At 53.7% G+C, this 13,567-nt stretch carries 13 protein-coding genes and 1 pseudogene; 4 read left to right on the plus strand and 10 right to left on the minus strand.

From position 1 onward, the window contains the following. Positions 1–62 precede the first annotated feature (62 nt). The 6 genes from FHS21_RS20660 to FHS21_RS20685 form a co-directional block, all read right to left on the minus strand. Positions 63–266 (minus strand): hypothetical protein, encoded by a 204-nt coding sequence (locus FHS21_RS20660; protein WP_112526143.1) that lies wholly within the window; start codon positions 264–266, stop codon positions 63–65. A 343-nt stretch (positions 267–609) separates the two neighbouring features. Further along, a complete protein-coding gene (locus FHS21_RS20665) occupies positions 610–966 on the minus strand; it encodes a hypothetical protein (RefSeq protein WP_112526145.1) in 357 nt (118 codons plus the stop codon). Positions 967–1,415: 449 nt separating this feature from the next. Further along, positions 1,416–1,631, minus strand: a complete 216-nt coding sequence (locus FHS21_RS20670; RefSeq protein ID WP_158482243.1) for a hypothetical protein — start codon at positions 1,629–1,631, stop codon at positions 1,416–1,418. 129 nt (positions 1,632–1,760) lie between these two features. Beyond that, entirely contained in the window at positions 1,761–3,032 is a 1,272-nt protein-coding gene (locus FHS21_RS20675) for a glycerate kinase type-2 family protein (protein ID WP_376772169.1), read from the minus strand. A 5-nt stretch (positions 3,033–3,037) separates the two neighbouring features. Then, entirely contained in the window at positions 3,038–3,349 is a 312-nt protein-coding gene (locus FHS21_RS20680) for a Dabb family protein (protein ID WP_112526149.1), read from the minus strand. A gap of 115 nt (positions 3,350–3,464) precedes the next feature. Next, entirely contained in the window at positions 3,465–4,763 is a 1,299-nt protein-coding gene (locus tag FHS21_RS20685; RefSeq protein ID WP_246411124.1) for an amidase, read from the minus strand. 220 nt (positions 4,764–4,983) lie between these two features. Between FHS21_RS20685 and FHS21_RS20690 the strand changes: the two genes are divergently transcribed. The 4 genes and pseudogenes from FHS21_RS20690 to FHS21_RS20705 all read left to right on the plus strand — a co-directional run bounded on the left by FHS21_RS20690 (position 4,984) and on the right by FHS21_RS20705 (position 8,184). After that, positions 4,984–5,127 carry a DUF1127 domain-containing protein gene (locus tag FHS21_RS20690; RefSeq protein ID WP_112526153.1) on the plus strand — a complete coding sequence of 48 codons (144 nt, stop codon included), beginning with the start codon at positions 4,984–4,986 and terminating at the stop codon, positions 5,125–5,127. A 933-nt stretch (positions 5,128–6,060) separates the two neighbouring features. Continuing rightward, the gene (locus FHS21_RS20695; RefSeq protein ID WP_112551433.1) at positions 6,061–6,873 is read left to right on the plus strand and encodes a helix-turn-helix transcriptional regulator; all 813 of its coding nucleotides are present in this window, start codon (positions 6,061–6,063) and stop codon (positions 6,871–6,873) included. A 6-nt stretch (positions 6,874–6,879) separates the two neighbouring features. Continuing rightward, a pseudogene (locus tag FHS21_RS20700) lies at positions 6,880–7,247 on the plus strand (hypothetical protein). Positions 7,248–7,923: 676 nt separating this feature from the next. Continuing rightward, a complete protein-coding gene (locus tag FHS21_RS20705) occupies positions 7,924–8,184 on the plus strand; it encodes a hypothetical protein (protein WP_112526157.1) in 261 nt (86 codons plus the stop codon). Positions 8,185–8,571: 387 nt separating this feature from the next. Here the strand turns inward: FHS21_RS20705 and FHS21_RS20710 are convergent, their stop codons facing one another. The 4 genes from FHS21_RS20710 to FHS21_RS20725 form a co-directional block, all read right to left on the minus strand. Then, positions 8,572–9,312, minus strand: a complete 741-nt coding sequence (locus FHS21_RS20710; protein ID WP_112526159.1) for a TfuA-like protein — start codon at positions 9,310–9,312, stop codon at positions 8,572–8,574. 9 nt (positions 9,313–9,321) lie between these two features. Continuing rightward, complete coding sequence (locus FHS21_RS20715; protein ID WP_183663825.1) at positions 9,322–10,578, minus strand: YcaO-like family protein; 1,257 nt, start codon at positions 10,576–10,578, stop codon at positions 9,322–9,324. Positions 10,579–11,413: 835 nt separating this feature from the next. Beyond that, positions 11,414–11,656 carry a hypothetical protein gene (locus tag FHS21_RS20720; protein ID WP_112526165.1) on the minus strand — a complete coding sequence of 81 codons (243 nt, stop codon included), beginning with the start codon at positions 11,654–11,656 and terminating at the stop codon, positions 11,414–11,416. 37 nt (positions 11,657–11,693) lie between these two features. Then, positions 11,694–13,538: a BTAD domain-containing putative transcriptional regulator gene (locus tag FHS21_RS20725; RefSeq protein ID WP_162701820.1), complete on the minus strand. Its 1,845-nt coding sequence runs from the start codon at positions 13,536–13,538 to the stop codon at positions 11,694–11,696. Positions 13,539–13,567 lie beyond the last annotated feature (29 nt).

Below are 13,567 nucleotides of genomic sequence, written 5' to 3' on the forward strand. Positions count from 1 at the left end.
ATAACAGGGTGCGATTTCATGATTCACAAAAATTGAAGCTTGATTGAATAAGAAGGTGAGATTCAGAGGTGGCGGGAGCGGGAGGATTCCAGGCGTAGTTCCATGCCGACCACGGCGCGGGTTTCCTGTGACAACTGCTCATCAGATTCACGGATCGCAGTTTCGATGAAATAGGCAATCATCTCGAAACCTGCATTGTCCGCCAGGGTGCACAATTTTGAGAGTTCTGTTTTTAATACTTCGAGTGTTTGTGCTCTCTTGTTCATGCTGTTCTCTCCATATCCCGTGAACCGCAATAGTGAGTTGTATCCCACTAAAATCTTCTCGCATTAGTGCAAGGACAAAAGCCATGCGACCAATGTGCTTATCAACAAATTCCCCGATACTTTCGAAAGAATTTCTAGCGATGGTTAATTGTGTTTGTTGATTCCACCAAGACTGCGCAAATAACACTAATCTCAAAATACGCGAATTGAAAAGCCCTTTAATTACTACAAATATTCGTGAATAAATGGCTTCAATCTATAAATTTATTCTAAAATTTTACTGATTGATTTGCAAGTGAATGAATGCATTGAGATATTTTATTCGACCACCGAATAATCTCGGCTAAAAACCAGAAAGTTGCACTTTGGCCTTGCCGCATATTTCTTTCGATCCGGACTCTTCTGCCTTGTCGATGTGGCCAGAAGCGAGATCAGAAACAATTTCGACCGCTATATCTTCCGGCAGTCCGGTTTCCCGCATCCCCGCTTTCATCGCCGCTTCGCTGGCTTCATCGGTTCCGCAAATATAGGCTCTGGCTTCAAGCAAGGCAGCCCGTTCGAATTGTCTGTTGCTGACCTCGCTAACGTCCTCTGACGCTTGTGCCTGATTTTCGATGTTGAAAGCATTGGCCGGCAATACAGCAGCCGACGCAACAAGCGCAGCTGCGAAAAAGGGTATCGATGATTTGTAGAAGCGCATTTTCCTGCCCCTTCCAACCACATCTGGAGGCCAGCGTTTATCGCCATATAAGCCTCGTTCATGGATTATTAACGGATGGGGACTGGTTCCGTTCCTAATAGATAGTCAATTGGCCGTGATCGGAGCGTGACGCTTCGGCGATGAGATTGCTGCGTTGCACAAAATGCATTGCTGCTATGCAATATTGTCTGTATTAAATCAGGACAGTTGAGTTATTCTCAAATCAGGAATTTTCGACAGCGTCACCTCCTCCCGGCCCTGTCGAAACGGATGGCCTCTTCTCCTCCCAGAAGGCCCTCCATAACCAACGAAACCCACCGCACCTCCTCCCGCGGTGGGTTTTGTTGTTTTAAGCCCTGTTCTCTTCTCCAGAAATTGACTTGCGGTATAATGCAAAAACGCCGCCCCGACGCATGTAGTCGGAGACGGCGTCGGTGGGCAAAAAGTGGTTACTGCGCGGCAGGCTTCGCTGCAGCCGCGGCGGCAGACTCACTCAGGCTGGGCTCCTTGGAGGGAGTTGCGCGCTGTGTAAGGGATTTGGGTGGCGGGACAAAATGCGTATCCTTGGCAGGTGAAGGCCCCGCGGGAGTGGTCGTCTTTGGTGTGGTTGTGCAACCCGTGACGACCATGAGAGACAGAGCGATCAGGGACAGTGCTATCCGCATTCGACTTTCCTTTGGATATTGCGCCGGACGATGGCGCGGATCGTTGTGTTGCATGCCAAGTTCACGCTGGCATGAATCGGCCACTGTTGACCATCCAAAGATGGCGATTAAGCGTCCGTCGGCCGACAATCAACGAATGAGAATGGCCCGCAGATCGTTGACATTGGTGCCGGTAGGACCAGGGACGAACAAATCGTCGATCGCATCAAATGCTGTCCAGGCATCATTTTTGTTGAGTAGGCCCGATGCGTCCTGCCCTTTGGCAAATAATCGCGCAATGCTGGTGCTATCGGCAAATCCGCCGGCATTGTCTTCGGAACCGTCGATGCCATCGGTGTCTGCCGCAAAGGCGGTGATCCCGTCTGCTCCATCAATATCGATCGCAAGCGACAGAAGGAATTCGCTGTTGCGACCACCCTTGCCCTTGCCCCGCACTGTTACAGTCGTCTCTCCGCCGGAGAGTATGACGACGGGCTTTTTGAAAGGTTGATCCTTGGCAAGGACCTGTTTCGCCATTGCCGCATGGACGTGTGCGACTTCACGTGCTTCGCCCTCGATTGCGTCGGAGAGTATGACTGCCTCGACGCCTAAATTGCGAGCGGCCTTCGCAGCTGCCTCAAGCGACACACCGGCTGAGGCAATCACATGATGCTCGTGGCCGGCAAAAACCGCATCGGAAGGTTTGGGGGCATCGGCGTTTGCAGAGTGTAGATGCGCGAGGGCTGCTGCTGGCAGGTCAAGACTGTAGCGCTCGACGATCTTCAAGGCATCCTCCCGCGTCATTTCATCGGTCACAGTGGGGCCGGAAGCCACGAAGGCGGGATTGTCGCCGGGAATGTCTGACACGATCAGCGAATAGACACGCGCCGGGTGAGCCGCCGCTGCCAGACGCCCGCCCTTTATGGTCGACAGATGCTTGCGTACAGCATTCATCGCCGCGATCGGCGCGCCGGACGCAAGGAGCATCTTGTTGACGGTGATCTCATCCTCAAGCGTCATGCCTTGCGGCGGAGACGGCAACAGCGCAGAACCACCGCCGGAGATCAACGCGACGACAAGATCGTCTTCTGTCAGCCCCGACACTATTTCAAGCAGGCGCTTGGAAGCCACTAATCCTGCAGCGTCCGGAACCGGGTGCGACGCTTCGATGATCTCGATATGTTTGCAAGGAGCACCGAATCCATATCGCGTGACGACAAGACCTTCGAGCGGAGTATCTCCATGTTTCGCTGCCCACGCTTTCTCGAAAGCGCTGGCCATTTGCGCCGAGCCCTTGCCTGCGCCAATGACGATGGTCCGTCCTTTTGGCTTTGGCGGGAGATGCTCTGCAATGGTCCGCTCCGGATCCGCCGCTTCGACTGCAGCCTGAAACAGCTTCGTGAAAAATTCCTTATCCTGCATCGGTCTCAAACTTCCATATCAAAAACAAAAACACCGTCAGTGCCACCTGCGGTCGAAGCAACGATCCGCCCTGCAATTTCCTGGTGTTCCGGATGAACAAGATAGGCGTCACGCGCTGCCGCATCGGCAAAATCGAGGATAAAGCCTTCAGAAAATCCCTTGTCCATGCCCTCCTCAGGACTGACATTCGCGCCGGACGTGATGGTCAGCGCGCCCGGCAGCTTTGCGCACAAAGTTTGAAGATCGCGGTAAATGGATTGGCGGTCCAACGACGGCACGTCGTCTCGAAAACGCATAAACACACAATGACGGATCATAGAAGTAACTTTCCTTGTGAGGCGTGGCGCATCCTGACGAGATTCCCGGAAATTGCGAGTGCTATTTCGAGTTGTTTCATGATTATCATTTCAAATGAGCCGGCGACTATATAGCTCAGGATAGAAGCTGTTCCACGGACAGAGCCATGGCCAGCAGCCGTCTGTCCGCACCATGTTGAGCGACAAGCATCAGTCCGCCCGGCAAAGTCAGGCCCGGCATTGGCAGACTGATCGCCGTCAGATCGAACTGATTGGCGATCTGCGTATTTCGCAGGAGCAGCGTCTCAATCTGTTTGTAGACGATCTCGTCCCTCACCGAGGCGATCGTTGGCGCGGCAATAGGTGTCGTGGGCAAAGCGAAGAGATCAAAGGCGGAAATACGTTGATCCATCTGCCGCACGAGCGCCTGCCGCTTCCGCATCAACTTGATATAATCGGATTCGGGAACGCCAAGACGGCGCAACAGCGGACGCTGGACACGCTGATCAACGTCGAGCGTCTCATCATGCAGCCACTCAGCGTGAATACGGCTGGCTTCAATGCCGGCGATAGAACCAATCGACGTCGCGTCGGCCAACCCATCGATCAGATCATCAACCGAACAATCGATAATGATCGCTCCCGCTTTTGCGCAAGCCTGCAGGCATTGTTCGAAGGCATCGGCAATCGGCTTTTCCATCTCCGCAAACAGCTGCCCTCGCGGCACACCTATCCGCAGTCCATTCAGGGAAATCGCCTCGGGGACCGGGATCGTTTCCCCGGCCATAACAGCATCGGCGATCGCGCAATCAGCAACCGACCACGCCAATGGCCCGATGGAATCAAGACTTGGCGATAACGGGAAGGCACCTTGCAGCGGCACACGCTTGGCTGTGGGTTTAAATCCAACGACGCCATTCAGCGCTGCAGGAATACGAACCGACCCTCCAGTATCCGAGCCTATGGAGATATCGCTGGTGTCCTCCACCACCGATATGCCTGCGCCGGTGGACGATCCGCCTGCGACGCGATCCGGATCGACAGCGTTCGGCGCTGTCGGATAGTGCGGGTTCAGGCCGACAGCAGTGAAGGCAAATTCGGTCATGATCGTCTTGCCGATGATCACCGCCCCGGCAACACGTAGTCTTTCAACGATGAGAGCGTCGGCAATTGCCGGATTGGCGGTGCGCCGGATGATAGAACCCGCCAAGGTCGGCTCACCGGCGACGTCGAAGAGATCCTTGATCGACACAATCCGCCCGTCGAGCGGTCCGAGAACCGCGCCCTCGCGCCGACGTCGATCTGCGGCGTCAGCCTCGCGGCGGGCAGTCTCGGTGTAGAGCTTGACGAAGACGCGCTCATCTTTGTCGCGTGCCGTCAGACGCGCCAGTCTTTCCTCAAGCCTGTCTCGAGTGGTCGTTACCGGCTGTGACAATGGTTTATCCTGAACAGACAGAAGGATCGTGCTCTTCCTTGTATAGCCGCAAGTATCTGTCGATGAAAAGCCCCGCATCGACAGCTGACAGCGAGCGCTCATATCGGCCCTTTACCGCTATGCACCATAAGCAATGCTGCTCTGCAACATTTGCAGTTTTAAATCGATACAAATCGAAGCATAGTTGTTTTAAGGGAGGGCAATAAAAGGGGTAAGACCAATGAGCCTTCGCAACCGTATTCACAAATATCGTCAGTACCGGCAGAACCTTCACGAACTGCGTTCGTGCACCGATCGCAACCTTGCTGATCTTGGGATCGCACGCACCGACATTCGCCGTATTGCCTGGATGGCCTGCATCTAATCAGACATTCGTGCCGTTGAATTGACAGCGCCGCAGCCCATAGCTGCCGGCGCTGTTTTCATTAGATTCATAGACTCAGTACTCCCGGAACGCCCGACTCTGGCCTTGGCCTTGTCCCTGTGCATCCAACTGTCCCTGGCCCTGGGCCTGCAACTGGAGAGCCAGCGCTGCAGCCGCGGGTGTAGCGGCATCTGAATCGGCCGATGCCGACGGATCGCCATTGTTACCTGGGTGCCAGTTGTATTAATTGTTTTTGTTTCCACTCATGATTATTTCTCCGATTTTTGATCGGAGCGAGCAAAACCTCTATGCATTTCAAACGGGGTTACGATGCCCGCTTCATATGCCTTCAGATTCAAGCAAACAAAAACTGTCGATGCAGGATTTTGCGATAGGAAAAATACTCCATATCGATATTCAGTACTTATGTTTACCAATTGATACTTGGACTACCCTAAACTACTATTATAAAATCCAAGCCAGCGGACGTTATGCCGCGAAGGCTCCAATCGAAAGCTACCAATTTTGCTTAGACCCCTTGATTGCACCCGACTGGGCGAATCGTCCTTCTGGCCAGCTTCCTGGTTATCAGTGTTTACGGTCGCTTTTTCTAAGCACGGTACCCAAAATGGGGACAAGGGAGCGGCAACTACGAGTTCTACATAAGTAATATTGGGGAGGCCAAGATCCGGACAACCACTGTCTTTGCATGCGGAATCGGTTTTAAGAGTTCGAATCAGCCCAGCATTTATTCCCTGCTTATGTCACGACCGCGTCACGCGGCATTTATTAATCCTCTATTAATCAACACGGGTAGCGGGGGCTTACTGTCAGGTTGAGGCAAATGAATAAAAGAACTTATTGGACTAAGCGAAAACGCAAATAAATCCTGAAGAGAAATACTCTTCTCATCAAAGGGCGTAGGGAACTATTATGAGTGGAACAGCACCTGACCATATTCATTATGCATCGAAGATTGAGGGCGACTCAAAATTCAAAAGTGGCATATTCATCTATGCCGAATCGGGAGTGGTATTTCAGGGCCTGGTTCAATCCCTGGAAAGAACATTTCCCGATATCGATGTTCACCTTTCCAGCAAATTCGTCGAATTCGAAAAGTTTGATGAAGATGTTGGTCTCGTGCTTATTCACAGCGGCTTCGTCGCCGATGTAGCCGAGTGCATTACACGTTTCAAAAAGCGCTTTCCCAGCGCCTCGATCACAATGATGATTGATGAAAACAGCGCCGGTTTACAAGAGTTGAACAGCCTGTTCGACAACCGGCAGGTCCAGGGACTTCTCCCTTTCAGTCTCAAACTCGATATCTGGCTGGCCGTAATCTGGCTGCTGCTGAATGGCGGTGAGTATTATCCTTCGGCTATCATACGTTCAATCGAGAAGAACTCGGCCGGCGGTCACGCGAATGCTTTCGGCAACCAAGGAAAAAATAGTTCGGGTGTCGTCAAGCAGATCAAGACGCTGACGCTCCGCGAAACTCAGATCCTGGAGCTTCTGTCGGAAGGTCTGCAGAACAAGATCATTGCGGATCGGCTGTCGCTCTCCGAACACACCGTCAAGGTTCATGTGCACAATCTTATTCGCAAGCTTCGGGTTCACAATCGCACCCAAGCTGCAGCGGTATACCGGAACAGCATGGACCAGGAGGCGTACCAGCCCCCTTTTAAAGCGTACGGTACGGGGATGGGTCGCGTGGACGGCTCGCTTGAGATGGCCCGGGCCGTATAAGTCAAAATGTCCCGCATTAATGACGTATTGATGCTGGTGGGCAAACTTAACTATACGTGGACGAACACCGAAAGCCTGTTCATCTACCTTATTGCCCACCTGCTCAACACCAACAAGGAAGCTGCAACCGTATGACGCGCGAGCAGCGCCTGCGCAACAAATACAACCATTGTATTTATTCTTTTGACGAGACGGGCAGCATTGCATCGACCCAACTGATGCGCATCGTCGATATGGACGACAATTTGAAATATGGAAAAGTCGAAGCGCTGGACGATGCCGAGATGAAGCGAATTCAAGCGACAATCGACGCTGTCATCGACGTGAACAAATCGATCTGGGCATTCATAAAGCTCAAAAATATCCAGGTCTGACGCGCCAGGCCTGCACAAGTGCCACAAGTAATATCTGGAATTAATCGCTCACTTCAAACGTGAAGGCTCCGTTTCTGGAGCTATAATAATTATTACTATGGTTTTGCTAGTACTGTTAATCAATTTTAATTATTGACGAAAAGTCAATATACTATAACTTATTTGTCAAAAGCGAATCAAAAAAACTACGAAACGAAGAAGAGTTATAAATACAAATATAGTATTTTTTCCGAAAATCCGCATTTGTACTGCGTAGTAACTACCGGTACTTCTTGGTGGGACAAGGGGAGCTCAGGTTATATGGCATATAACCACGAACTTGGAAGTAATGCCTTGAGTTTTCCTGAACTACCGAGGCAGATAGAGAATTGAATGGGGTCGTTGGGGGGCCCGAGTTATGCCGTATAGAAGAAAACCGCTGAACGAACAGCGGAGAAAAAACACAATGGGAACGGGCCGCCTTCTCCATGAGATGGCGTCCTTTATCCCTGCGATTGCCGGGCTCACCGTCCAGTTCCCGGCATCGGCCAGAACTTTCCTGGCCACGCGTGGCAAAGAGTTTCTCCGTTGCGCATCCCGATCTGAGGCAGAAGGCAGTTGCCGAGCATAGCGCCGGCCCTGCCCCAGGCCAACGAACAGGAAAAGCAATCTCACGCAACATTTGCCAAGGGTATTCATGCGAAATCGCCTGCAGACATTCTGCCCCTCAAAGACAGTGCATTCACGCATCGTGAATGCGCTGTGGATCGAGTTTGGCGGAACCCCATGGAACATGCCGCCAGATTGGGAGCCCGAGCGTGCGTGGGCGCGACAGCTTGACCTGACGCTGATTCCCAATCTCGGCCCGATGTCCGTCGCAATTCTCGATCAATGGCTTGCCGCCGACGACGATGACGAAAGCAACGATGACACTGAACGGTCGGGGGGCGCAGAATAACACTCTGCTAGAAATTTTGAGCAAGGTACCAGCAAAGAAAAACGCGCCCTGGAGGGGGCGCGCAATGCGTGGCTTTCACCTGTCGTTTTCTGAACTTTATTTTGTAACTAAACCCCCAACTAGACCAGTGCTACGCCGAAATTCTGAGTTTACTGTTTATATAATATTTAGAATTCCGGCGTAGGTCCCCCACTGACTGCCCGCTTGCTCCCACACGCTTGAATGCTTTTTTGTTTTGTTTTCATGCGTTAAACTTGCGACCATGGGATGAGATTATGTTTCACACCGTTACGCAAGCGTGACTCAAATGCCTTTTTTGCGTGTTTTTTCGAGAAGTCCGATAATTAATTGGGGTTAGGCGCAATCAGGACGAAATAATCAATAGGTTCAAGCCCGAAGCTTGCTCCATTGCGTGGTTTCGTTGAATTGCCATCCGGCGAAATCAGGCTGCAGCTCTCTGACCGGGGCAGCGCTTTTACGCTCGAGAAGAACGTCGAGCAGCATCGAGGCGTCTTCACGCTTGATATTGCGGATATGTGGTTTCAATCGTTCAGCCGCGCGATCGATCTCGGACGAGACAACCTCGAATACCCGCCGCCAGGTCCGTTCCTTGAAAAACACGGCATCGGCGCGCGTGCGAATCAGAGCGTATTCCCCGGTATCGATTGTTCCCGCGGCAAGTGCCGCATCAAGCGTTGCGTCGATGGTTACCATGGCTTCGCTGAAGGCGATGTAGCCGAATTCGGCGGGCGCATGAACCTGTGCGACGGCGGCATCGTCTTCCAGGCCGCCAAAGGCGTAGCGCTCGAACACTTCGCCGATGCCGATCATGCCAAACGGATGGCACTCGGCAGCGCGCAAGGCGCCCATGCTGGCTGCGCCGTAGACAGTGGCTCCGCGCGACAGCGCATAGAGAATTTCCTTATGCCAGACCGCGGCAACGTCTTCGAATCGCCCGTCGACCAGTGCGATGACGCGGAAGCCTTGATCTACCGCATGGGTGATATCACCGCATTTGGCCGGACCTCGGCAGGTCAACCCGTATTCCGGCAGAAGGCGGTCTTCACCGCCTCGCACCGGTACAAATTCAGTTCCGGAAAGACTTGGGCCCGCGAACAGGATCTTCATCGCCCTCTCCTATTGCCGAAGCATGGCGTTGAGCGCGCGCCCGCCAAAGCGATGCTTACGGATACCGGCCGGACTTTCCAGCTCGTTGACCAAAACACGGCAGACTGACATCCCGTAGTCCTCGCCGCCCATTGGAACGACTACGACGCTGCCGATACCGCGCCGGCGCAAGGGTTCGAGATAGGTTTCGAGGCTGGCGCGGTCCGCAGGTTCTGGCTCGTCAAACCGCCAATGATCGGCCGGTTCGGCGTGGATGTAGACGCCGAGATCCGGCGCAAGGCGCTGCGCATATTCGGAGGGGTCAAAATCATCGCGCGCACCGGAAATATTGGTGATCCGTGTCTGTGCCGCCTCGGTTATGGCCCGCATTGCCGCAACGCGCGGCGACAGATGACAACCATAACCGGCGGCGAGATCGAAATGCAGATACGTGCCATGCTGTGTCGCCGGGCTGATCGTCGCCATGAAGACAGGCAGGCCGATATCCGACGTTACGTTGAACAGCCGCAGGACAAAGTTTGCCGCAGCGATCCGTTCGGCCAGCCGGTCAATGCCGCTATCGTCGAAAACCGCCGGATCGACGCAATGGGCCTGTACACCTGCGTCACGTTGAAAGCGCCATAACTCAGTCGCATCGCGTTCAACACGCTCGCACAATCCGTGAATGACCGCTTCCAGCAGGCAATTGCCCGAGGCAAGGCCATCGGTCGACTGGCAATAATGCCAGGATTGCCGTGCCGAGGTGAAATCGAGCGAGACGAGTTCGCGCGGCACAAAAACCGGCTTCTGTTTCAAAAGGTCGAAGCCTTCGAGCCAATAATCGTTTTCATCGGCCCCGGCCTCGTCCGCGCCACGCATCAACAGCACGCGCCCGTCAAAAACATCGTGACCGGCGTCACGTAGCTCGCGGCGGCTGGCGGCAAAGGAAGCCAATGGAATATCTTCGGCAACGGCGATTTCGGCGGCTTCCATCACGGCGGAAGCGCGGGCATGGGCGGCGCTGATGCCTTTACCCTGGCTGACGGCCAATGTCCGGCTGTTGGGGCGCACGGCCATCCACACGGGAATGCCGATCCGGTCGAGGCCGGTCACCTCGGCCATCCGGACGATGCCCAAACGCGGAAAGTGCGGCCGCAACCGGCTAACGGTTTCGTCCGCATCGATCAGTCTTGTCGATGACAATTCTCCCGGGCGGAAAGCAGAACGAAGGTTCGCTTCGTCTGCCGTCAGCCGGTCGAGAACCGGAATCTCGGCCAATGGTTTCATTGCCACTCCATCAGGCCGCAAAGCACGCATTTATTGCAAACTATCCAAATGCTGGATAACGCGTTTGCAACTGTGTTTAGTTTATTGCCGCGGGCCCAGCGGAATGCGCCCGTTCCGACGGATTGCTGCGGTACCCACTGGCAACAACCGGACCAGCGGAATGCGCACGCTCCGATGGATTGCTACGATACGCGCTGTCCACAACCGGACCGACGGAATGCGCACGCTCCGACGGATTGCTGCGGTACACGCTGTCCACAACCGGACCGGCAGAATGCGCACGCTCCGATGGATTGCTGCGGTACACGCTGTCCACAACCGGACCGGCAGAATGCGCACGCTCCGATGGATTGCTGCGATACCCAGTGGCCACAACCGGACTGCTCGAGTGAGCACGATCAGATGTTTCATCCCGTGCGTTCACTGTTAAGAAGATCTCTGCTTCTTTCGATGCAGGACCAAAGAAATGCGCGCGGTCCGACGGATCATTCCGCCTGCCCGCCGTCATTACCATACCGCTAGAATGAGCGCGGCCAGTAGCGTCACTCCGGCTTGCATCGGCAGCAATGATATTTCCGGGTCGATTGGCAATCGAATCAATGAATTCACTGCCAGCCAGTCCGGAAGAGGCGATTAAATCACGATCGAGAGGCTCGATCGTTTGAGTTTCAGAGTCAACGAGCCAGAGCGCGTTCGTCTCTGGATCATTCAAGATGTAAAAAGTTGCCATGCGAATAACCTTTCTATGAAGGAGAGCCCACATGGCGAACGTATGACGATTTTATTTTAGATCAAGAAGAAGTATGAAAACGACCCCTTTTTCTCAAAATTTAACTTACTTTTTAACTGGGGCTGGATCAACAATATGCGATTTCGTTGCGCTATCGGATCTATTATTGGTCGCAATCGCAACATCCACACCTTTTATGGTCGTTATTCCTTGCTTTCTTGCGGTCTCAATGACCTTGACCAAACCAGCGTCGCCGGCTCCCGCCGCCGGCACAACTGTTCCATTTTCCACGTCAACCAGCCAAAGCTCAGCCTGCCCGGCTTCGCCGAGGATAAAATATTTCGCCATAGTATGGTCCCTTTACTTGAAGTTCGAATGTTGCTGATTATTGAAAACCTGCTTCCCGGAGCGAGTCTTCGTATTTCTGACGCTGTTCCGGAACTCTCAGGCACATGCCCTTGATCCAGTCATCAATTCTAAAGTTTGGATTGTCCTCTAGTGCTTGATCTCTGCATTCGAACGCTTTCTCTTTTTCGCCAAGCATGGCCCAGCAGGCTGCCATAGGACGCGCAGCAACGCGCGGGTTCTGCATGCGCTGTATAAAGTCGATGGCCTCAGAGTACCTGTCGAGGTCGTGAAGCGTGCCCGCGCCTACCCAATAATAGTAGTCAGGGGCCAACGGGTTCAAAGCGATGGCCTGCTCAATCTTCTCAAATGACAGCTCGAGATAGCCGTAGTGGTTGAGTGCGTCAGCATAGTCGGCCAAGAGATCGGCGTGCTGCGGATTAATGGACTCGCCCTGGTCGAAATATTCGAGACTGTCGTCGAATTTACCAAGATACATGCTGATGGTGCCAAGTTCGCGCAAAGGCCGTTCATCATCCGGGTCGGCTGGTGCGGCCCGCTTGGCGATCTGCTCACCCTCAAGCAGGATATCCTTCTCGCTTCGAGCACGCATCAACCATTCCTTCTGCATCGTTCGCGCGATGCCACTTAAAGCCGGCACGAAATCTGGCGAAGCCGTCAGGGCATTCTTGAAGGCCTGGCGCGATTGATGCAATTTGGGGAGGTCGAACTTGTCTATTTCCTTCTTGCCTATGAGATACCAGTAGTAAGCATTCGGGTCCTGGTAAAGCTTGTTGTAGCGGTCGAGTTCGGACTTCTCGATGACCGAAACAACGGAGAGTATGATGCGGATCGACAGCTGGCGGTATTGCTGCTCGGGCAGGACATAATCGAACTTCTGCTTTTCGGCCCAGACGATTTCCTGCGTAGCAACATCGACCAATTTCACCGACAGGAAACAGAAACCATCGCGGCGCACGATCTTGCTGTCGACGGCATAGTTGACTCCGAATTGCGCATTCAGCCCTTCGAAACTGTCAATGGGAGATTCGGAGACGACCCTCTTCGATGTATAGGGCGCAACAACCGACAGCGTACGCAGACGGCAAAGCCCGATGGTAATATCGTCTACGAGCGAGGCTGCAAGCTGCTCCATCGGATCCGCTGCATTGTGCGGCATATAAAGGACCATGACTCGCGGCAGGCCAGCCCTTTTGTTCTGCTCAAGCTGGGTTGTCGCCAGGATTGATTGCGGGGTCTGGATTTCCACGCCATTGGCAACGAGCGGAGGAGCCGGCTGCGGCAGGATAAGGGCTCGCGTTGTCGCTGGTGAAAGTTTGGGCAGCAGTTTCTGGTAAAGCTCGATCGTTTCTTCTTCCGGATCGACATCGAGGTCGTCACGGAGCTTCTTGGCGCATTCGCGGAATGTTCGCTCGACCTTCGCGATCAAACCCAGTTGCGATGCGGTCTGCATTAAAGTGCGATAGCCGACCTCCTGATAGGGATCGATCTCGATCAGCTTGCGGGCGCATTGGCGCTTTTCGTCGATGCTGACGCCAACCGGCTGGTTGACCATCCTCAAGAGCGTCGTGATCAGATCATCGCGCAGCTTGACGCGCTGGACATCCAGCCATTCATCGAAATCGGAATTCTGTGGCTCGTTATGTGCGAGCAGATCGCCAGTATAAAGGCCGGCAAGGCTGAGGACAGACTCTATGTCGCCCAACTGCGCAAACTCCAGATACTCAAGAAGATCGATGCTGAGCAGCTCTGCTCTCACCTGCGACAGGTTAAGATAGACATATGTGGCGTCGCCCTGGACAAGGTTGAGGCCGTACTGTTCCTGAAATTTACGGATGCGCGCCAGGCTCTGGCGCAGATTCATGGAAGCATGGGCCTGATCCGTATCGGACC

This window comes from Phyllobacterium trifolii, assembly GCF_014192095.1.
In the GTDB taxonomy this organism is placed as follows: Bacteria; Pseudomonadota; Alphaproteobacteria; order Rhizobiales; family Rhizobiaceae; genus Phyllobacterium; species Phyllobacterium trifolii.

Bases quoted from the DNA above. Each gene is read 5' to 3' on its own strand.
- FHS21_RS20660 (WP_112526143.1), bottom strand. From the start codon at position 266: ATGAACAAGAGAGCACAAACACTCGAAGTATTAAAAACAGAACTCTCA.
- FHS21_RS20665 (WP_112526145.1), bottom strand. From the start codon at position 966: ATGCGCTTCTACAAATCATCGATACCCTTTTTCGCAGCTGCGCTTGTT.
- FHS21_RS20670 (WP_158482243.1), bottom strand. From the start codon at position 1,631: ATGCGGATAGCACTGTCCCTGATCGCTCTGTCTCTCATGGTCGTCACG.
- FHS21_RS20675 (WP_376772169.1), bottom strand. From the start codon at position 3,032: ATGCAGGATAAGGAATTTTTCACGAAGCTGTTTCAGGCTGCAGTCGAA.
- FHS21_RS20680 (WP_112526149.1), bottom strand. From the start codon at position 3,349: ATGATCCGTCATTGTGTGTTTATGCGTTTTCGAGACGACGTGCCGTCG.
- FHS21_RS20690 (WP_112526153.1), top strand. From the start codon at position 4,984: ATGAGCCTTCGCAACCGTATTCACAAATATCGTCAGTACCGGCAGAAC.
- FHS21_RS20695 (WP_112551433.1), top strand. From the start codon at position 6,061: ATGAGTGGAACAGCACCTGACCATATTCATTATGCATCGAAGATTGAG.
- FHS21_RS20705 (WP_112526157.1), top strand. From the start codon at position 7,924: ATGCGAAATCGCCTGCAGACATTCTGCCCCTCAAAGACAGTGCATTCA.
- FHS21_RS20710 (WP_112526159.1), bottom strand. From the start codon at position 9,312: ATGAAGATCCTGTTCGCGGGCCCAAGTCTTTCCGGAACTGAATTTGTA.
- FHS21_RS20715 (WP_183663825.1), bottom strand. From the start codon at position 10,578: ATGAAACCATTGGCCGAGATTCCGGTTCTCGACCGGCTGACGGCAGAC.
- FHS21_RS20720 (WP_112526165.1), bottom strand. From the start codon at position 11,656: ATGGCGAAATATTTTATCCTCGGCGAAGCCGGGCAGGCTGAGCTTTGG.
- FHS21_RS20725 (WP_162701820.1), bottom strand. From the start codon at position 13,538: ATGAATCTGCGCCAGAGCCTGGCGCGCATCCGTAAATTTCAGGAACAG.